We start from the raw sequence: 20608 nt of genomic DNA on the forward strand, positions 1-20608 counted from the left end.
TTACTCCTCCTTTATTACGTCAGCCGGAATATGAATCATTATAGTAGTCCCATGGTGTTCCCGGCTTTCAATTGTAAGCTGAGCACGTTGGCTGTAAAAAAGTTTCAGTCGTCTATAGATGTTCTGCAGGCCGATAAAAGTACCGTTGGAAGAATCCAGTAAAGTTTCAGAAGGATGTTCCAGGCTGTATAATACCTCTGATAATCGGTCCGGTGACATGCCGTCTCCATCATCGCAAACCTTTATTTCCATAAAATCAGCCATTGGTTTAATGGAAATATGTATATGCAGGGAAGTGTTAGGCGATACCAATCCGTGTAGAATGGAATTTTCCAAAAGAGGCTGCAGTAAAAATTTAATAATCTGTATCTTTTGAACGGATTCAGGAACGTCCGTAGTCAAACGTAATTGATTAAAATAGCGGATATTGTACACGTTGATCAAAGAGACAGCGGTGCGAAGTTCAGATTCAATCGTCGCGTACAATCCGTCATTTTTTATGTTGTATCGGAGGATCTGTCCAAAAGATGCAATGGATTCTGCAAGTATTTCCTGGCCATGCTGGGAAGCGTATCCGGAAAAAATACTCAGTGTGTTATAGATAAAATGCGGATTGATCTGATATTGCAGAGCTTTTAGCTGAGCCTGAGTCTGAGTGGTTTCTTTCTCTACGGTTTCCTGTATCAGGGAATTTATCTTATCCAGTAAAATATTGTATCTGTGGGCAATCATACCGATTTCATCAGAACGCGTTTCCGGAATCTTTTCTTTAAACCCATGGGCAATGATTGCATCCATCAGATTCAGATCGGTGTGAAGCTGATGAAAAGATTTTCGGATAAAAATTGTTAACAGTATAAACTGAAGTACAGCAAATGAGGCCAGTACCAGGGAAAGACTGAACACAGGGCGGTTACTGGAATAAAAAGTAAGCGGCTGCGTGTTCATGATTATAATGTCAAAATGCTCCATCATACAGCAGATGTATTGTTCTTTGCCGGAGTTTATGAAAAACGGAGCGGAATTTGCATCATCATTAAGAAGCTCCTCCAGGTTTTGGGGTGGTTCTGCCCCGTAACCTTTTTGCGAGTCCTGAAACCAGGCAAAATAATTTCCGTTTTGCGAAGGACGAAACAGAGTCGGAAATATTTTGGACGGGGAGCATTCAAAAACAATATATCCCATACAGGAACCCTGGTATTCTGTATTGATTTTTTGTATGACCAGGATGATATTTTTGTCTGCAGAACTTGTGGAGTATCCGCAGGTATCATGAAAAACTTCAGTTTGTTTCGTATCGAGATAAAAAAGGCCAAATTCGCTTTCTGCTTCCTGAAACTGTTGAAAAAAATCCAGATTTACAAGCCGGTCTGCAGACCAGAAATAGCTGCCTTCCTCCTCCAGAGGAGTTGTTGTAAAAATGTTGGCTGTGTTGACACCCAGATTTCTGTATTTTAAAGAATATTTGATGGAAGCAATGATTTCGCCCAGATATTTTTCAGACCATACAGGAAATTTATTCAGCCCCATACGATAATGTTTTCCGAGATAATTATTCAGGGGTTGTGAGTAGGCAATATCTCTTGAAAGGTCTGAAATAGAAGTAAGAATATTATCCAGTGTTTTCGTTGTCTGTTCGATCGCTATGCCCTGTTCATGAATCAACTGTGTGTGTAATTCCCGTGTTTGTTTTTTATACAGATAGAAGGAAAAAAACAGTGTGGGAATCGTCAAAAAGAGCAGGGATAATATACATATTTTTTGAACCAGTGTTCGTTTGGTGAAAAGGCTCATAGGCACCTCCAATATATTGGAATAATGTAATAAATGATATAATTACTTCTAATATGTGGACATTATAACATAAGGCTTTTAATTTGTATGCATATCTATACCAAATGAACAAAAGAAGATATTCAATAGCAAAAGATGATATGTAGATTAAGAAAGAAAGATGCTATACTTCAAATATAAATTTTAGAATATAAACAATTGCAGTTGGATGTGCAAAAGCTAAGTCCAATTGCACAAAAAAGGCGCAGGCCAAAACAGCAGCTGGGGGAAAGATATATGTTGGAAACATCGGTTAATACAGACTATAACAATGACTTGCATGATTGGGCAAGTATGGAACATCAGATATGTTGTCTGGCGGAGGCGGGTTTTACGCATACACAGTGGATCCATGACTGGTCGGATGAATATATGTACAGTAAAAGTGAAATGCTTCAGGCAGGAGCAGTTCTGAAACATTACGGAGTAAAGGGACATTCTGTTCATGCAACGGAGGGGGGAAGCCGAAAAGATTACACAAACGCAAATGAGTATTTGCGGCTGGCGGGAGCAGACCTTTTAAAAAACAGGATTGATCTGTGTACGCATATTGGAGCAAATGTAATGGTTTTACATATGCAGCTTCCATTTCGGGAATTTGAGAAAAATGAAAGTAATATGAAAGATTATTACCGGCAGGTGTACCGTTCCTTCGATGAGATACAGGGCTATGCGAAAGCGGCGGGGGTAAAAATTGCTCTGGAGAATCTTCTTCTGACACCTATGAAGTACCAGATTGATAAGTATGAGAGAATATTTGACAGGTATGATGATGATTTTATAGGATTGTGTTATGATTCCGGTCATGCCAGTATTATGAGCCAGGATAACTATTATGTATTCCTGGAAAAATATTATGACCGTCTCTATGCGACACACCTTCAGGATACAGATTCCATTGCACCCGAAAAGTTGAATGACGAGCGGGCGGTGGTGATGGCAGATGCTCACAGAGTACCATTTACCGGAGTGCTGGATTGGAATCAGATTGCCCGCTGGGTGGCAAAAGCTCCAATAGATCTTCCTGCGGATTTTGAGGTAGGGCTGAAATATGGAGAAGCATTTGAGTCCCATGAGGAAGAGATAAGTCTGCTGAAAGACTGTCATGAGAGAGCTCTCAGATTTCATCAAATGGTACTGGATGCAAAAGCTTCGGAAAGTGTTTATGATTGATAAGAGAATTTGAAGGGACGGCGGGAACTGTATTAAAAAAGCAGTTTCTGCCGCCCTTTTGTTTTGTGTCAATCGGATATGAATTGTATAAAAATACCATATGGTATGGAGCGGGTCCCACATATGCCTGTACGAGATGAACAAAAGAAGACATTCATTGGCAAATAAAGATATGTAAATTGAATAATGCGGATGCTACAATTCAGATATGAATTTGAGTATGAACAGAAAAGGGAAAGGAAAGTGAAAATATGCAGAAAGAGGGAAAAAGAAAAGTAAAAGTGCATTATTCACGGAAAGAGAATCTCACAGGGGTTATGTTTGTGGTGCCGGCGTTGATTCCGCTGCTTATCTTTTGGGTAATACCGGTAGTATGGTCCGGTGGGCTCAGCTTTACGGACTGGGATATGATGTCCGAAAATATCAACTTCATGGGTCTTAAGAATTTTGCCAGTCTGTTGAGGGACCCTAAATTTGGGGACGTACTGTGGAATACACTGGTTTTTGCAGTGGGGAGCACCGTTCCGACGATTGTCTTAGGTTTATTGGTAGCACTGCTGATGAATGGTGCAAGAAAAGGAACCGGGGTGTATCGTACCGTGATCTTCGCACCATATATCACACCTATGGTTGCAGTCAGTGTTGTATGGTCCTGGATCTTTGAACCACGTGTGGGAATTTTGAACTATATTCTGGGTCTCTTTGGACTTCCCGGCAGTCAGTGGACACAAAGCAGCAGTACAGCGATGCTCAGTGTTTTGATTGTGACTGTATGGAAGGGTATCGGTTGGACCATGATCTTTTATATGGAAGCGCTTCGGAAGGTTCCGCAGAGTCTGAAGGAGGCAGCAGCCATTGATGGCGCCAATGGATTTCAGCAGTTTTGGAAAGTTACGCTTCCAATGATATCTCCTACAACATTTTTCCTGGTTATCATGTCCAGTATCAGTTCACTTCAGGCCTATGACCAGATACAGGTACTGACACAGGGAGGTCCGGCAGGTTCCACCCGTACACTGCTGTATTATTACTATCAGGAAGCGTTCAGAAATTTTGAAACCGGAAAAGCCTCAGCGGTGGCAGTGGTGCTGGTGCTTATAACTGTGGTTCTTTCCTGGGCTGAGACTGAAATTTCCAAGAAAACCGTATTCTATAACTAGGAGGTGACAACAGTGACGAGAAAAAAAGGAATAAAGAATAGTCTGGTTCATGTGATTCTGGTTTTGACAAGTTTTTTAATAGCATTTCCATTTCTATGGATGTTCACCAATTCCATAAAGACGAAAAATGAAATCTGGGAAGTCCCGCCAAAGGTTTTTCCATCAGTGGCTCAGTGGATCAACTACGGAGATGCTCTGGCAGACGGAACATTTTTTAAATATATGTGGAATAGTGCTTACACAGCGGTTATTATTACAGCAGTGATCTTAATTAATTCAGCAATGTTTGCATATGCGCTGGTTCATATCCATTTCCGCGGAAAAAATATTTTGATCGCATTGATCATGATTACATACATTATGCCGGCCAGTACAACTTATGTGCCATCATATGTGATTTTATCAAAATTAGGATTGATGAATACCCACGCCGGCTATGTTTTTTCCAGTTGTGCCAGCATTTTTAATATCTTTTTCTTAAGAACGGTATTTACACAAATCAGTCCCGGTATTGTGGAAGCGGCACGTATTGACGGGGCAGGCCATTGGAAGATTCTATGGAAGGTAGTTGCCCCCATGTCAGTTTCATCATTTGTTACCCTGGGATTACTTTCCTTCCTGGGCAGTTATAATAGTTTTATGTGGCCTTCCTTATTGATTCACGATAAGGAAAAATACCTGGTGAGCATGGGACTGCAGGCATTCTTTACATCAGAGGGTGCTTATGGATTAAAGTGGGGAACTATTATGGCAGCATGTTGTGTGATCGTATTTCCATTGTTGTTACTGTTCTTTTTCGGACAACGTTGGATTTTAAACGGAATTACCAGTGATGCTGCGGTAAAAGAATAAAAAAGTTAAGGAGAAAACGAAAATGAAAAAACGAACAATTGCACTGACACTGGCAATGCTGACAATGGTATCAGCAGTCGGATGCGGAAAGAATGATTCCGGAAGTACAGCAAAGGGCGGAAACGAAAGCGCTTCAGGCCCGGTGGAAATTGAATTCTGGTACGGGCTGGGGGGAACTCTGGGTGAGACTATGGAAGAGATGATTGTTGCCTTTAATGAGTCACAGGATGAGGTTGTTGTGAAAGGTGTGGTTCAGTCGAGCTATGAGGAGACCAGTAAGATGCTGCAGGCGGCAATTGCATCCGGAGAGGTTCCGGCCTGTTATTTGGGAAGCCACATAGATTCCACTACGTTTGCGGAAAAAGGGGTATTGGAATATATGGATGATTATATTGCTGCAGATCCTGAGTTTGACAAAGATGACATTATAGAAGCCTTCATGGATTATTGCCGTGACAGTGAAGGCCATGTGTACAGCCTTCCGGTATGGGGAACTACACAGGTAGTTTACTACAGAAAAGATATGTTTGAAGAAGTGGGTCTGGATCCGGATGAAGTATTTGCTACCTGGCAGAATGTTGCTGATGCAGCACGTACGCTGCAGGAACATTATAAAACAGAGGAACCCAATTTCTTCGGATTTGAGCCAATGTCCGGACCTGACTGTCTGGTTGACATTGCATGCAGTAATGCAGGAACCATTGTAAGTGAGGACGAGAAAACCGTTACCTTTAACAGTGACGCATTTGTGGAAGCAATGGAATCTGCCCGCAAATGGATCAATGAAGAGAAAATCATGGGAATCCACTTTGGCGGAGACGGCTGGGAATATTGGTATAAGACCATTGATGATGTAATGCAGGGAAGGGCCGGAGGATATATAGGTTCCAGCGGTGACCAGGGAGATCTGGATTTTAATATTATTGCGGCTCATGTGCAGCCCGGATTTAACGACAACCCGCCAAAACCTTATGTAGACCCCATTACAGCGGCTATTGTGAAGAAAGCACCGGATGTTGAAAAACAGGCAGCTTTCAAATTCCTCACCTATCTTAATAAAGTGGGAACAAAAAACTTCTCTATGAGTGCAGGATATGTACCGGTACGCAGCTCAGTTAAAGAAGATGAAGAATATAAAGCATATTTGGAAAAGAATCCACAGGCACTTGTGCCGATCGAACAGGCTGAACTTGGACGCAGAAAGTGGCATGATATTACCGGTGGTGATGTAATGACCGCATTGTCAGATGCATGTGACCTGATCGAGATTGAAAATGTACCGGCAAAAGAAGCGCTGGATGACGCGGCAGTCATTGCACAGCAGGCATTGGATGAATACTGGGCAAATCAGGAATAAATAAAAATTATGAAAAATGCAGGAAAAAACAGTGCAGCAGCATTGGGTATGGTATGTTGGATCGTATATTTTTCTATCTATCTTGGACGTTTGAATTTTTCTGCAAGTATGGGTGATATGACTCAGACAGGATTGTGGGGGAAAACAGAGCTGGGAAGTGTTGCGGCGGCATTTTATCTGGCATACGGACTGGCTCAGATTCCCTGTGGCATTCTGGGAGACAAAATCTCGCCTAAGAAACTGGTTTCCATTGGTCTGATTGGGACTACAGCGGCCAATTTATTATTTCCGTTTGTTGACAGTGTTACAGGAATGCAGATTCTGTGGTTTCTAAATGGTGTATCCCAGGCCATGATCTGGCCGCCGGTGGTAAAGATGGTGATAAATCTGACTTACGGACAGCAGTCGGTAAATATTATCTTAATGTTGTCATTTACAGCTCCGGCGGGAATGCTGGCGGCATATCTTCTGGATGCAGTTATGCTAAAGGCAGCAAACTGGAGATACTGTTTCTGGAGTGCCGGGATCTGGCTTGCTGCAGTTGTTTTGTTGTGGCAGATTGCAATTCCGATCATTGAGAAAAAAATTGAAAAAGTTCAGAAGCCAATTCAGAATACACAGCCCGGCAAAAGGCAGGTAAATAAAAAGGAAATATCTCTGGCAGCTTCCGGGGTTTTGTGGATGCTTGCTGCTACGTTTATCCATGGCGTATTAAAAGATGGACTGACAACCTGGATACCTACTTATCTGATAGAAAGATTTACCATCAGTTCGTCATTATCGGTTATTATTTCTATGGTGATTCCCATAGTGAATCTGTCCGGTGTCTATATGGCAGGATATGGGAACCGGACGCTTTTTAAGAATGAAACCAAGACCGGAGCAGTTTTCTTTGGGGTTTCTGTTGTATGTATTGTTTTGATGATGACAGGACTTTCCCTTCCGGGAAGTATGGTGGTATTTGCAGTGGTTACCAGTATGATGACAGGAGTAAATACATTGTTTGTCAGTTTACTGCCCATGCATTTCCGTGGTGAAGGTAAAGTATCTACCGCAACCGGGGTTTTAAATGCCATTACCCACCTGGGAAGTGCAGCTGCCAGTATCCTGTTCGGCGTGCTGACAGAAAAGTTTGGTTGGGGCGGAACAGAATTTGCCTGGTGTCTGTGTGGAATTGCCGGGATGTTCTGCTGTATAATCCCTATAAAACGCTGGGGGATAAACAGAAAGAATATTTATACGGAATACTGATAACAGTCCGATTAAAATTATGAGGAATCAGGAATAAAAAATTAAGGTGTACAGATCTGTGATAAAAATCTGTACACCTTTTTATCGGTGCAAGAGAGGAATGGAAAAAGCCACATAATACGGAGATAAATATTAAAATTTACACATAAAATTCACAGAAACACAAGACAAAAAGGAAGTTTTTGTTTAAAGTATAAATAAAAGAGTTGAGATAAACGAAATTCTATAAGGAGGAACAACAGATGTTTTTGACACTGGACAAGTTTGAAAGAAGAGTAAGCGAACTGGGCCGGCGCAGATACTTTAGCCATCAGTGCATCGCGCCGTTCATATCTATGGAGGGAAATCTTCCAAAAGACGAGAGCTATTGCGGGCTGCCGGAGAAAATAGAGGGTCCGGAGTTCGGAATCAACGATTCCTTTGTGGGAAGAGACCGTTATCTGTGGATCGAAAAAGAAGTGAAATTGCCGGAAGCAAAAGAAGGCTGTGAAGTAGTTGGTTTATTTGACTTTGGTGAGACCGGAGGCGGATACAACAGCGGATTTGAGTCCCTGCTGTATGTGGATGGACATCCTTATCAGGGTGTGGACACCAACCACAATGAAGTTATTTTCCGGGGGGAGGAGGGAAAAGCGGTACGTCTCACATTCCTTCTCTGGACCGGATTGGAAGGGGGCGGCGCGCACCGCACCTTTTTCCATCAGTGTAAACAGGCGGATGTGGCGTATCTGCATAAGACCACAGATGAGCTGTATTATTTTGCAAAAGCCATCACCGGTACACTGCGGCTGATGCCGGAGGACAACGAGCAGTATGTGAAGCTGAAAGCCGCTCTGGACCGGGTGCTTCAGTTTATCAACTGGGATGAGGAATATTTCTATGAGACAGTGGAGACCGCCTATGAGGTTCTGATGACTGAGCTTGACCAGATGGAGAAGCATACCGATGTGACAGTCAGCGTAGTAGGACATACCCATATTGACGTGGCATGGCTGTGGCGTCTGAAGCACACCAGAGAGAAAGCACAGCGATCTTTTTCTACTGTGCTCCGCCTGATGGAACTGTATGATGAGTTTATTTTCCTTCAGACCCAGCCTCAGCTTTACAAATATATCAAAGAGGACTGCCCGGAACTGTATACCAAGATCAAAGAAAAAGTGGCGGAAGGCAAATGGGAACCCGACGGCGGCATGTGGGTGGAAGCTGACTGTAACATTTCCTCCGGTGAAGCACTGGTGCGCCAGTTCCTCCACGGGACCCGCTTTATGGAAAAGGAGTTTGGAAAAAAATGTGAGTATCTGTGGCTGCCTGACGTATTCGGTTACAGCTGGGCGCTGCCTCAGATTCTGAAACAGTGTGAGATAGATACATTTATGACTACCAAGATCAGTTGGAACCAGTTTAACAGTATTCCTGATGACTTGTTCCGATGGAGGGGGATTGACGGCAGCGAGGTGCTGACTTACTTTGTAAATACTCCCAGTGAGGGACAGGACTCAGACACCAGATATGCCACATATAACGGAATGGTGACACCTCATGCAGTGATCGGAAGCTGGAAGAAATTTAAGAACAAGGAACTGAGCAGCGAGACGCTGATCTCCTATGGTTACGGCGACGGAGGCGGCGGTGTTACCAGGGATATGCTGGAACTGAGAAGAGCCATGGACGTGATTCCTGGTCTGCCGAAAGTAAAGGCTGTACAGGCGAAAGATTTCTTCCGCAGGATGCATGAGAATGTGGACAAAACGGATCGCTACGTCCACACCTGGGATGGCGAACTGTATCTGGAATACCACAGAGGAACGTATACATCCCAGGCATACAATAAGAAAACAAACCGCCGTCTGGAAAACAAACTGGCCCGGACAGAATGGCTGTCCTCTCTGTCTTACATCCTGGGCGGAAATTACGCACAGCAGGAACTGAATAAAAGCTGGGAGTGCGTGCTGCTTCACCAGTTCCATGATATTATCCCGGGCTCTTCCATCCATGAAGTTTATGAGGATTCCCATGTCAACTATGGTATCGCGGAGGAGAGGGCAGACCGGATAACAGATGATGTGCTTAAAATTGTTACAAAACCGGAAGCGCATATGTACAGTGTATATACCACCAATAGCTTTGGCGGAAAAGAGCTGGTTCTGATTCCTGAAGAAGGGACAGGAAGATTTGTGGATGAAAAGGGACAAAAGCTGGAAGCCCAGAAGACTGCGGGCGGATACGAAGTTCTGGTAGAAGCGGAACATTTTGGGGCGGCTGCCGTGAAGTTTGAGCCTGCCGAAGATGTGCATTTTGAAGCGGAAGATACTTCCGGCGACAGCTTTTCATTTGACGGAAATACACTGGAAACCCCAATCTACACCATTTCCTGGAATGAGGACGGACAGTTGACCGAGATTTTCGATAAAGAGGCGGACAGGTCTGTGCTGAAAGAGGGACAGCCCGGAAATGTACTGGAAATCTATGAGGATAAGCCCATTAATTACGATGCCTGGGATATTGATATTTTCTATACTCAGAAAAAAGAAACCGCAAAGCTGGCAGAAGCTGTAGAACTGGTGGAAAAGGGAGAGTTAAAAGCAGTGGTACGCTTTGTATTTAAGTACCACAAGTCCACCATCCGGCAGGATATGACAGTGTATAAAGATTCCCGAAGAATTGATTTTGTCACTCAGGCAGACTGGCAGGAGACCCAGAGACTGCTGAAAACTGCATTTTACACCAATATCCGTTCCACAAAGGCAGTCTATGATATCCAGTTCGGACATGCGGAGTGCCCCACCCACTGGAACACCAGCTGGGACTGGGCAAGATACGAAGTCTGCGGACATAAATGGGCAGACCTTTCAGAAAACGGATATGGTGTCAGCCTGTTGAATGATTGTAAATATGGATACAGCATCAAAGACAATGCTGTAAAGCTAAGCCTGTTGAAGAGCGCAGTTTATCCGGACACCACGGCGGATAAGGGGGTGCATGAATTTATTTATTCTCTGTATCCCCATATTGGAAATGTGACAGAAGGCGGGACCATCGAAGCTGCCAATCAGCTGAACCTGCCTGCACAGGTTGTTTCCGGTGTATTTACGGATTGGAGAAAGCTTGTGGAAGTGTCTTCGGACTGTGTGCAGATTGATGCAGTGAAGAAGGCGGAGGAGGAAGACTGCCTGATTGTAAGGCTGCATGAGTGCAGGGGCGGAAGAAGAAAAGTGACCCTTACTTCCCAGTTTGATGTAAAACGTATCGTGCCCTGTAATTTACTGGAGCATGACACCGGAGAGTCAGTGGAAGGCTCCAAAGTATCCTTTGAGGTTACGCCGTTTATGATCAAGACCTTTAAACTGTATCTGTAAAAGTGGAGAAAAAGGATTGTGAAAAACAATATATCTAACTATGAAAAGATGAAAAACCGTATGGCAGGCGTATTTTTGCAGTATGAACAGGAGAGAAGAAAAGGCAGATTATAATGAAGTCATGACCATATATGATGTGCTTTGTTATTCCAAGGAGAACTGTCATCTTGCGGATGAATGGGCAACAGTATTTTGACGGAAAAATAAATAAACTGGCCCGTGCCTGTGAGAAACTTGGGGGAAGAAAAATAAAAAAGGAAATGTAGGTTATGAACTTGCATTGTTTCCTTTTCTTCCCCTGTCCTTGTGTTTCTGGGAATCTGATGAGGACTTTCCCGTCAGTCTGCAGATTCTGACAGATAAGAATATCCTTGATTATATGCATTACGAAATGCTGATGTTTGCGATTACACATATGCTCAATTGCTGGAAAGAAGAATGTGAGCAGCATTTAATATAACAAAACATATAAAACTCTTGACAAAAATTGTAAACGCGTTTACAATCTAAATAAAAGTAAACACGTTCGCATTTTAAAAGAAAAACAATATTCCTTGACGCCCACCCCAAAGTAAGTTACTATTCATTATGAGTTAATGCGTTCACAATTTTAACTACAATGATATATCTGCAATTACAGAAAAATACATACGATATGGCTGTTTATGAAAAAGGTTATGAAACAAAGAGACGTTTGATCATGTCAATGTACAACAAATTAAAGGTACAGGATGCATCAGAAATTACTGTACGTGAGATCGCGAAGGAGAATCAATGTTCCCCGGCTGCGTTGTACCGGCATTTTGAAAGTCTGGAATATTTGATCATCCTTGGCTCCATGAGATTTTTTATCGACTACATGGTTGAATACGGTCATCTGATGGATTCCAACAATAATCTGATGGATTCCTACATTAAAGGATGGAAATTATTCAACAAGTATGCATTTGAGAGGCCCGATCTGTATTACCGTCTATTGTGGGGGCAGTATAACGCCATGTTTTCCGATGCGTTGGTGGAATACTTTGAGTTGTTTCCGGTGTCAGGTTCGGAACGGTATCCTGCGTATTTTTATACGCTGCTTTTTACTGAGGATATCATAGAGCGTGATTTTCTGATGCTGAGGCGGGCCGTGAATTATAATTTGTTATCTTATGAAGATGCTGTTTATTTCAGTAAATCCAATACACTGATCGTCAAGGGAATGCTTGAGATGTATATGGGGCGTGATTTGGAAAGCAGAAGGCAGGGAGAGCAGGAGTGCAATGAACTCCTTCTGAAAAATCTTGAAAAGGTTTATGTTCCATCTGAACATGGACTTTAAATGCGGGGAGGGATAAGAGTATTGATTTTAATTGCAGGCAGGTGAACGCATTGGCTATTTTTTTGAAATAAAAAGTGAACACATTTACAATTTATGGCGAACTGAGAATATCCTGTATAAATATTCGGTTGAAATGTAATGGGGAATACAGGCTTTAGGGAAAAAGGAGGAGGTTTCTATGGTAATTACAGGTAAGAAACGATGGTTTGTGCTGGTGATAGTATCTCTGATGGCGGGTGTTATGGTGTACGTGCCGTTTTTGCGCTACAGTTATTATGATCAGATGGTTATGCTGTTTTCTGAATATAAATCGGTTGCGTCTGCAGCCAACGTAAATGAATTTATCGGTGATTTTAGTTTCTGGTTTGGCCTTGTCTGTACGATCGGATATCCGATAGGCGGGATTCTGGTAGATAAGTTTGGTGAAAAATGGCTGCTGATCATCGGTTCCGTCATGATGGGGGCATGTTCTTTCTGGTTTGGTCTGGTCCCAGATAAACTGTCTATTATAATTATCCATGTGTTATATGGTGTGGGCACCAGCTTCTTCATCTGGAATGCTTATCTGAAGACCACACGTAAGATGGGAAATGCGTCCGAGCAGGGTTCCATGTTCTCGACTTCTGAATTTGTCAGAGCGATCATGGGCATGCTCCTCGGTTTTCTGGGTGTTGCCCTGTTAAACCGAGCGATTATGCCGGGCAATACAACAGACCTTCAGGTGCTGGGGGCACAGTGGAGAAATATGCTGTTTTTCAACGGCGCTCTGTTTTTAGTATTGGCTGTCATCGTATTTTTTGTGGTTCCCAATAACATTATTGGAGCAGAGGACGCGGAACTTGCCGCCTCCGGAAAAGCTGCGCTGACACAGGAGAAACTGACTGCGGCGTCTGTTCTCAAAGTGCTGAAAATGCCCGGTACATGGCTGTTGTCGCTGCTGATCTTTTTCTGCTTTTCTTTTACCTCAGCGGCAAACGGATACCTTGGTTCCTATACGGTAAATGTCCTCGGTATATCCCAGACACAGGCGAGTACATTTGCAGTTGTCCGAAACTACATCATCGCAGGTCTTGCAACTCTTGCCATCGGATTTATCGCGGATAAGATTGGGTCAAAAGTTAAAACACTGGGGTATTATCTTGCCATTGCGACTGTACTGACTGTGGCGGTTCTCGTTACCAAAAACGCTGCATTTCTATGCATTGGAGTTACCTTTGTATTCGCCGTTGTTTATACGGGCATGCGCGGTATTTATTTTGCGACTCTTGGCGAAGTTGGAATACCGCTGTCTCTTACAGGGGTTGCAACCGGGGTGATCTCGCTGATCTGTTATCTGCCGGATGTGTACTTTGCTAAACTGGCCGGTATCTGGCTGGATAAATACGGGAAGTTTGGCTATGACCTGATTTGGTATTGGGTGATTGGCTGTGGAATCCTGGGTATTCTGGTTGCGTTTATTTCGGTTCGTTATTCTAAGAAGCTGAAAGCAGAAGGAAAGGTTCAGTAATTTGGAAAGCGTATATCAGGAAATCAATAAAGTAAACTCATGAAAGGACGATACTTATGAGTACGACGCAAATGATTTTAGCGGGAGCTTTGATCGTCATTGACCTTCTGGTCTGTATGACAATCGGTATAAAAACGAGGGGCAAGGCGAAAAACGCTGAGGATTACTTTATTGGCGGGAAGAGGACAGGTACTTTTTTGCTTTTTCTTACTGCATGGGCAAGTTTCAGCGGTGCCGGTAATTTTATAGGTCAGGCCGGAAGGGGAGCATTGGAGGGAATCAGCGCTTACTGGCTTTGGCTTGGCGAAGGGCTGATGGGCGGAATCATCATGGGGTATATTCTGGCGCCTTATCTGGCCAGATTTAAATATCTGTCCATGCCTCATTTTGTGTCCGGCTATCTCTTTGGCGGGGACCACTATATCCGCAGGGTGGGCGGCCTGGCGGCTCTGATGCCCAATGTGGTCTGGCCCGGCGCACAGATTATGGGAGTGTCCTATGTTCTGGAGCAGGTGTTTGGGATAGATTACCGGATCGCGGTTATCGTGTGCGGAATTGTCTTTATCTTTTACACGGTAAGCGGCGGTCTGGAAGCTGTTATTTATGCGGATGCGCTCCATGGGACCATTCAGATGATCTTTGCTGTGGTCGTGATCTTCTTTGGTTTAAAGCTGTTTCATTTTGATTTCGGATATCTGCAGGATCAGATCATGCAGGTTGATCCTGCAAAATGGGATCTGTTCGCAGAGAAACCCACTGTTATTGTGACAGGATTTCTGACGGGTCTTGTGGGGGCTGTTTCCAATCCTATTTTCTGGAACCGTGCATTTGCTGCAAAAGATGTGCAGACGGCAAAACGCTCCTATGGGATTACTTTTTTTATGAATATCATTATGGTCTTTATTATGATCACCATTGGAATCGCTTCTCTCATGTATACCAATGCCGGAGACCAGGCACTTGTCTGGGTGATTTTAAATAAAATGCCGCCTGTCTGCGGTATCATCCTGGCGGAGAGTGTACTGGCTGCCTGTATGTCCTGCGCAGATACACATTTGAACTGCGCGGCAGCAAATGTGGTCTCTGATATCATAGATCCGGACTCGAAACTGGACGGGGAAAAGAGTATCAAATATGCGAAGGCAGCCACATTGGCAGCGGGAATTGTGGCCATTTTATCGGGACTGTATGCACCGTTTATTTACGCTTTGGGTACCTACGGATATACAGTCTGCGGCGGGGTTTTGATTCCCCTGTTTGTGATGGGATTAATATTCCGGGACCGTAAATCAGAAGAATTCAGTTCCAGACTCAGCATTAAGGCTGCCAGGATCGGTGTCACTCTGGGGATTGCCGCGGCAGTTGCATTTGAGGTGATACCTCCTCTTGCTGCAGTATTCGGAGGCGGTGTGATACCTGCTATTGCAGCAACGGTACTGGGTACTTTGATACCCAATGCTTTTATAAAAGAATGAAGTGTATGATGATTTATGCAGAAACGGAGGTGTATGTCAAAAAAAGTAAACTTGTTTGCAATAATGTGGTTTAATAAGAAAATGTTTTGACAGATTCAGAACAAAGAATAAAAGGAGAGTGGAAATATGACTGACAGGAACAGACCTTTAAGACTGGGAATGCATACCTATACGCTTCATTTCTTCGGTCTGGGAGAAAGCTGGGGATTTGGAAAGGATTATTATTTTGAGCAGACAATGTCTCTGTATGAACTGATGGATAAAGCAGTGAAATGGGAACTGGACGGGCTTCAGATCACAAAAGTGGACCTTTTAACAACTGCTGAAAAAGACCCATTTGGAACTGAGAATCTGAAAAAGGTGGCGCAGGCAGCCAAAGAGCACGGGCTGTTTTTGGAATTTAATTCATCCTTTCAGGCAGGGAGTGATTCCCGAGTGAACTGTACGGCAGAGGAAGCTCTTCGGATAGGGCATGATCTTGACGCAGAGCTGGTAAAATTCAGTCTTGATATTATACGGCCAAGAGAACTTTACGGCTCCTGTATGCACCCGGATGTTATGCGCCAGATGGCTGACCGGTACGATGAATTTAAAAGGACTATTCCCTTGATCGAAGAGTTCGGTATGCAGATCGCAATTGAAAATCATACGGATACCTTTGCAGACGAGATTCTATGGATCGTGGATAAGCTGAACCATCCGCTTATAGGTACCTGTGTAGATACCATGAATCCGCTCCAGGTTATAGAAAACCCGTATTATGCCATGGAACGTATGCTGCCCAAGGCATACTGCTGCCATTTCAGTGATGATATTATTGTCGTGGACCCATTGGGTGTACATGATATCGGAGCTGCGCACGGACAGGGCTCCATGGATTGTCCGAAGATGGTTTCCCAGATACGGGAGAAGTCACCAATGGATAAGATTATCTTTGAAAATGAGATTGCATTCAGGAGTATGGAGGAACCCATCGAGGAGGCCAGGGCAAGGGAACTGCAGGCCTGTGAGGAAAGCGTTCGGTACCTTCGGGATGTATTAAAACTGGGCGTAAGAAACAGATAAACATTCAATATAAAATATGGCGGGACAGAAGTTGTCCGTCAAAATTCAGGAGGAAATTATATGTCAAGAGAGCAGATGATACATGATGCGGCTATGGAAATTATGCGTGATGTGGGTGTGAGGATTCACAATCCGAAGGCAGTTGAAATCTTCAGGGAAAACGGAATCAGGGTGGAAGATAATACGGTATATTTTACAGAAGAACAGGTTATGCACTGGGTTAAAATGGCTCCGGAATCATTCACTCTTTATGCAAGAAATCCCAAATACAACATGACAGTAGGCGGGAATCATATCAATCCGGCTCCCACATACGGATGTGCATTTATTGATGACTGGAGCGGCCAGCGCCGCAGAGGAACCATGGAGGACTATATCAAATGCTTAAAACTTGTCCAGGCAGAGGAGAGTTATTCCATTAACGGCGGTATTATGATTCAGCCCAGTGATGTGCAGGAGGAGACCGCAGCAATAGAAATGTTTTATGCAACGCTTATGTATTCTGACAAAGCGATCATGCTGCCCACTGGTTTTAAAAACGAGATGGAGCTCATATTTGAGGCAGCCTGTGAACTCTTTGGAAGCAAAGAAAACATGGTTGAAAAACCGGGAATGATCGCGCTGATCAACACCGTATCTCCTCTGTCTCTGGATGAGAGAATGCTGGACTGCCTGATGCTGTTGGCGGAGTACGGACAGCCTGCCATTCTCTGCCCTGCCACAATGCTGGGCGCAACAGGATCACTCTCCATGGCGGGGACTCTTGCCAGCGGAACAGCGGAAAATCTTGCCGGCATTGCCCTTGCGCAGATGATTCGTCCCGGCACACCGGTGGTCTTTGGAATCCAGTCGACAGCCGCGGACATGAGAGGCGGTATTACCTTTGCCTGTGCAGCTCCGGAGGGAACTCTTATGCAGGGATTCGGAGCAAATATGGCCAGATTTTACGGGCTGCCGTCCAGAGGCGGCGGATGCCAGACCGATGCCCCGGTTATCAACTGTCAGGCCGGATATGAATCCATGCTGACGTTTGCTTCCGCTTATCGCCACGGTATCAATCTGGTTATGGAGGCAGGTGGTGTTATGGACAGTGTCAATGCCACTTCCTTTGAAAAAATGGTGATTGATTTTGAGATAATCCGCCAGGTCAAAGCCTCCTTTGCACCTATTGAGGTGAATGAGGAGACGCTGAATCTCGAAGAGATCAAGGAGATCGGGCATGACGGCAGCTTTGTGACTTCAGATTATACGCTGGAAAACTACAGGGATCTGTACTCCCCCCGCATCGGAGAGCGCAATGCCAAGAACGCGGATTACTTTAAGGAGAGCATTGACAAAGAGATTGCCAGACTGCTGAAAACTTATGACGACAGCCGTCCGGAGGCAGACGCGGAGACTATGGATAGAGTGAGAGCAGTGCTGGAGAAGTCGGGGACAGATATGAGTTATTTTAAGAAATGACACCAGGCTGTACTGGACTTAAAAGTTTCAGTATGCTTAATTTAAGAGAATGGAATATATAGGAAAAGTGGCATAAACACTGGGTTTATGTCATTTTTCTTTTTACCATGGAAACTATATTAAATATCTTGCCCTTCTCGGCATAAATGTCTATAATATTCATCAAAGCCCCCCAAAACACTACAAAATACAAAGGAAATCAACAAAATGCCCATACAAAAAAAGTTCCATAAAATATCCTGGACAAGACGTATGATCATAGCCCTGATCGTTGCCACCGTCATGCCTGCAGTCATTATTTCCTCTATAATTTTTAATGTGGCGGCAAAGAATCTTGAAAAACAGGCCTACGAGCTGACTGATTATAAGATCACCCAGCGTGTCCGTTTTCTTGAACTGGACCTGCGGCAGGTGTTTGATCTGATTTACCAGACAGTAGTGGACCCTGCGGTGGCAGGAGCCATGGACAGCCTCAACCGTGGCAGAGAGCCGGTGGAGAGCAAAACAACCCTGCGCAGTAAGTTCATATCCTATGGCCAGATGCTGGAGGCAGTCCAGAGTATGACATACATAGATAACCAGGGAGAAAACTACTATACCTACGAGAAATTCAACAGTGTCTATGACAATAATATGTGGTCTGACAAAAAGCGGCGTCTGGGACTGTGCAGTCAGACAAAAGAATCGGAATCAGCCGTATTTTTGCCCACAATCCAGGAAGAACTTGCCGGGGGCAGGCAGATCGATCTGTTTTATATAGCCATACCTGTTCAGGATTATGTTGCTGACAGTAATGTGGGAGTGCTTGTCATGGGAATCGGCATGGAATTTTTTCAGAACCTGGATACCGGCGATGATGAAGAGTCCCAGTGGAACGATATGGTGGAAGTTATAGACCCCCGGGGAAGAATCATATATTCCCAGGAGAAAGACAGAATAGGAAAAATATCGGAAGGCATTGATAAATCGGACAAGAACCAGTTGATAAAGGAAAATCAGATTGAAAAATCAAACTGGACACTGCGGTCTTATGTAAACCTTAAAGAAATAAAACAAAATCTATACGGTTTCCGGCAGGTGACTATATTGATTGGTATTATTTTCATTGTACCGTTTATCGCAGTGGTCTGGGCACTGAGCAAATACTTTACAAGAAATCTCAGCATGCTCTCCATGAACCTGAAGAAAATAGGGGAAGGGCAGGTGGGTATGCAGCTTGATGCCACCATTGAAGATGAGTTTTATCCCGTCATACAGCAATTTAACCAGATGTCAAAAAGTATTGAACGCCTGATAAAGCGGCTGAAACGGGAGCGCGCCCAGACAGAGGAGGCGGTGACGAGGCAGAAACAGGCAGAACTTCGCGCCCTGGAATCCCAGATTAACCCACATTTTCTCTATAATACCCTGGACAGTATTAACTGGAGGGCTATTGAAAATGAGGAATATGAAATCAGTGAGATGATTTCCTGCCTTGCGGATCTGCTCAGATACAGTATTACGGATATAGACGGGATGGTGCAGGTGAGAGAAGAAAAACAATGGCTGAACAAGTATCTTTTTCTGCAGCAGAAACGTTTTTCGGATAAATTCACCTTTATCATCCGTATACCCGAGGAGGCGGAAGATATCCTGATACATAAAATGCTGCTGCAGCCTATTATTGAAAATTGTGTGGTGCATGGCATTAATGAAATGAAAAAAGATGGAAAGATCACAGTTGAAGCAACCATGGAGGAGGGGAATCGGCTGCGGTTTGTTATTAAGGATAATGGAAAGGGAATAGGGGAAACGACGCTGGCAAGGCTTAACCGTAAGGACAGCAGAGGGGATATCGGCACGGATAATGTACGGGCAAGACTGGAGAGCTATTACGGGGGAGATGCGTTCATACGTTACTATAGTTCAGAGACGTCAGGAACAGTGGTAACTGTGGAAATACCTTATGGAGATGAAGTATATGCTAAAAGTAGTGATTGTGGAGGATGAATATATGGCCCAGACAGGACTGGGGCATCTGATTGAGAAGATCAATCCGGAATATCATATTGCAGGTTATGCAGATAACGGCTGTGACGGAATGGTCCTGGTTAAAGAGGTGAAACCTGACATCGTTATCACGGATATTAAGATGCCCAGGATGAATGGACTGGAAATGATTGAAAGCCTGAGGAAGATTCATATGGACTGTTTGTTCGTGATCCTGAGCGGTTATGCAGAATTTTCCTATGCGCAGCAGGGCATTTCTCTGGGCGTGACGGATTATCTGTTGAAGCCGGTGACTGTGCAGAAGATCAAAGATTTGATGGAGCGGCTGGAGAAAAAACTGAAGCCTGCCTGCCAGGAGACAAAAAAGGAGGAGGCGGTTTATTCTCTTCTTGTCACAAAGGTGATCGGATATATACATGAACACTATCAGGATAAACTGACACTGGATGATCTGGCAGAGAAGTATAAGGTAACACCTGAATATTTGAGCCGTATGTTTTCCAGGGAGGTTGGCCGTCCTTTTGTCAATTATCTGAAAGAGTACAGGATTGGCAAGGCCAAGGAAATGCTTCAGAAGGGAAACAGGAAAATTTATGAGATTGCTTTTGAAGCGGGATATTCGGATGTGAAATATTTCTGCAGGGTATTTAAAGAGGTTACGGGCGTATCCCCGAAAAAATATCTTCAGTATGGTGAAAACGGAGACAAAACAGAATAATTTGAAATTGGATAAAATGACCGGATATACATGGCGGGACGTGTATATTTGGTCATTTTTTTGTGCAAAAGAATCCACTTTTGTTAA

The 20608-nt window shown here is 43.9% G+C and carries 14 protein-coding genes and 1 pseudogene; 14 read left to right on the forward strand and 1 reads right to left on the reverse strand.

Going from position 1 to position 20608, the window contains the following annotated elements; genetic code table 11:
* Positions 1–1794, reverse strand: coding sequence for a sensor histidine kinase (locus tag V8Q34_RS06860; RefSeq protein ID WP_335835125.1), 1794 nt, complete (start codon positions 1792–1794; stop codon positions 1–3).
* A 276-nt stretch (positions 1795–2070) separates the two neighbouring features.
* Here V8Q34_RS06860 and V8Q34_RS06865 point away from each other — a divergent pair, with 276 nt between their 5' ends.
* The 14 genes and pseudogenes from V8Q34_RS06865 to V8Q34_RS06925 all read left to right on the forward strand — a co-directional run bounded on the left by V8Q34_RS06865 (position 2071) and on the right by V8Q34_RS06925 (position 20521).
* The gene (locus V8Q34_RS06865) at positions 2071–3006 is read left to right on the forward strand and encodes a sugar phosphate isomerase/epimerase family protein (RefSeq protein ID WP_335835126.1); all 936 of its coding nucleotides are present in this window, start codon (positions 2071–2073) and stop codon (positions 3004–3006) included.
* 251 nt (positions 3007–3257) lie between these two features.
* Positions 3258–4166 carry a carbohydrate ABC transporter permease gene (locus tag V8Q34_RS06870; protein WP_052098771.1) on the forward strand — a complete coding sequence of 303 codons (909 nt, stop codon included), beginning with the start codon at positions 3258–3260 and terminating at the stop codon, positions 4164–4166.
* Between the two features lie 12 nt (positions 4167–4178).
* Positions 4179–5018 carry a carbohydrate ABC transporter permease gene (locus tag V8Q34_RS06875; RefSeq protein ID WP_335835127.1) on the forward strand — a complete coding sequence of 280 codons (840 nt, stop codon included), beginning with the start codon at positions 4179–4181 and terminating at the stop codon, positions 5016–5018.
* A 22-nt stretch (positions 5019–5040) separates the two neighbouring features.
* Positions 5041–6375 (forward strand): ABC transporter substrate-binding protein, encoded by a 1335-nt coding sequence (locus tag V8Q34_RS06880; protein WP_103732628.1) that lies wholly within the window; start codon positions 5041–5043, stop codon positions 6373–6375.
* A 9-nt stretch (positions 6376–6384) separates the two neighbouring features.
* Positions 6385–7626 (forward strand): MFS transporter, encoded by a 1242-nt coding sequence (locus V8Q34_RS06885; protein WP_335835128.1) that lies wholly within the window; start codon positions 6385–6387, stop codon positions 7624–7626.
* A gap of 242 nt (positions 7627–7868) precedes the next feature.
* A complete protein-coding gene (locus V8Q34_RS06890) occupies positions 7869–10982 on the forward strand; it encodes an alpha-mannosidase (RefSeq protein WP_335835129.1) in 3114 nt (1037 codons plus the stop codon).
* 250 nt (positions 10983–11232) lie between these two features.
* Positions 11233–11442, forward strand: a pseudogene (locus tag V8Q34_RS27520) (DUF3786 domain-containing protein); the annotation flags it as partial.
* A 240-nt stretch (positions 11443–11682) separates the two neighbouring features.
* Entirely contained in the window at positions 11683–12306 is a 624-nt protein-coding gene (locus V8Q34_RS06895; protein WP_158587253.1) for a TetR/AcrR family transcriptional regulator, read from the forward strand.
* Positions 12307–12484: 178 nt separating this feature from the next.
* Positions 12485–13813, forward strand: coding sequence for an MFS transporter (locus V8Q34_RS06900; RefSeq protein ID WP_335835130.1), 1329 nt, complete (start codon positions 12485–12487; stop codon positions 13811–13813).
* 56 nt (positions 13814–13869) lie between these two features.
* Positions 13870–15288 carry a sodium:solute symporter family protein gene (locus V8Q34_RS06905; RefSeq protein ID WP_081960101.1) on the forward strand — a complete coding sequence of 473 codons (1419 nt, stop codon included), beginning with the start codon at positions 13870–13872 and terminating at the stop codon, positions 15286–15288.
* 126 nt (positions 15289–15414) lie between these two features.
* On the forward strand, positions 15415–16353 hold the full coding sequence (locus V8Q34_RS06910; protein ID WP_033139132.1) for a sugar phosphate isomerase/epimerase family protein: 939 nt from the start codon (positions 15415–15417) through the stop codon (positions 16351–16353).
* Positions 16354–16413: 60 nt separating this feature from the next.
* Positions 16414–17814, forward strand: a complete 1401-nt coding sequence (locus V8Q34_RS06915) for a trimethylamine methyltransferase family protein (RefSeq protein ID WP_335835131.1) — start codon at positions 16414–16416, stop codon at positions 17812–17814.
* 207 nt (positions 17815–18021) lie between these two features.
* On the forward strand, positions 18022–19803 hold the full coding sequence (locus tag V8Q34_RS06920; protein WP_335835132.1) for a sensor histidine kinase: 1782 nt from the start codon (positions 18022–18024) through the stop codon (positions 19801–19803).
* Complete coding sequence (locus V8Q34_RS06925) at positions 19775–20521, forward strand: response regulator transcription factor (RefSeq protein WP_291597833.1); 747 nt, start codon at positions 19775–19777, stop codon at positions 20519–20521. The genes V8Q34_RS06920 and V8Q34_RS06925 overlap by 29 nt, the downstream gene beginning before the upstream one ends.
* Positions 20522–20608: the final 87 nt, after the last annotated feature.

It is taken from the genome of Blautia sp. JLR.GB0024 (genome assembly GCF_037000545.1).
GTDB lineage: Bacteria > Bacillota > Clostridia > Lachnospirales > Lachnospiraceae > Blautia > Blautia celeris.

Excerpts from the sequence above, each read along its gene's own strand:
- V8Q34_RS06860 (WP_335835125.1), bottom strand. The coding sequence starts at position 1,794 with ATGAGCCTTTTCACCAAACGAACACTGGTTCAAAAAATATGTATATTA.
- V8Q34_RS06865 (WP_335835126.1), top strand. The coding sequence starts at position 2,071 with ATGTTGGAAACATCGGTTAATACAGACTATAACAATGACTTGCATGAT.
- V8Q34_RS06870 (WP_052098771.1), top strand. The coding sequence starts at position 3,258 with ATGCAGAAAGAGGGAAAAAGAAAAGTAAAAGTGCATTATTCACGGAAA.
- V8Q34_RS06880 (WP_103732628.1), top strand. The coding sequence starts at position 5,041 with ATGAAAAAACGAACAATTGCACTGACACTGGCAATGCTGACAATGGTA.
- V8Q34_RS06885 (WP_335835128.1), top strand. The coding sequence starts at position 6,385 with ATGAAAAATGCAGGAAAAAACAGTGCAGCAGCATTGGGTATGGTATGT.
- V8Q34_RS06890 (WP_335835129.1), top strand. The coding sequence starts at position 7,869 with ATGTTTTTGACACTGGACAAGTTTGAAAGAAGAGTAAGCGAACTGGGC.
- V8Q34_RS06895 (WP_158587253.1), top strand. The coding sequence starts at position 11,683 with ATGTCAATGTACAACAAATTAAAGGTACAGGATGCATCAGAAATTACT.
- V8Q34_RS06900 (WP_335835130.1), top strand. The coding sequence starts at position 12,485 with ATGGTAATTACAGGTAAGAAACGATGGTTTGTGCTGGTGATAGTATCT.
- V8Q34_RS06905 (WP_081960101.1), top strand. The coding sequence starts at position 13,870 with ATGAGTACGACGCAAATGATTTTAGCGGGAGCTTTGATCGTCATTGAC.
- V8Q34_RS06910 (WP_033139132.1), top strand. The coding sequence starts at position 15,415 with ATGACTGACAGGAACAGACCTTTAAGACTGGGAATGCATACCTATACG.
- V8Q34_RS06915 (WP_335835131.1), top strand. The coding sequence starts at position 16,414 with ATGTCAAGAGAGCAGATGATACATGATGCGGCTATGGAAATTATGCGT.
- V8Q34_RS06920 (WP_335835132.1), top strand. The coding sequence starts at position 18,022 with ATGCCCATACAAAAAAAGTTCCATAAAATATCCTGGACAAGACGTATG.
- V8Q34_RS06925 (WP_291597833.1), top strand. The coding sequence starts at position 19,775 with ATGCTAAAAGTAGTGATTGTGGAGGATGAATATATGGCCCAGACAGGA.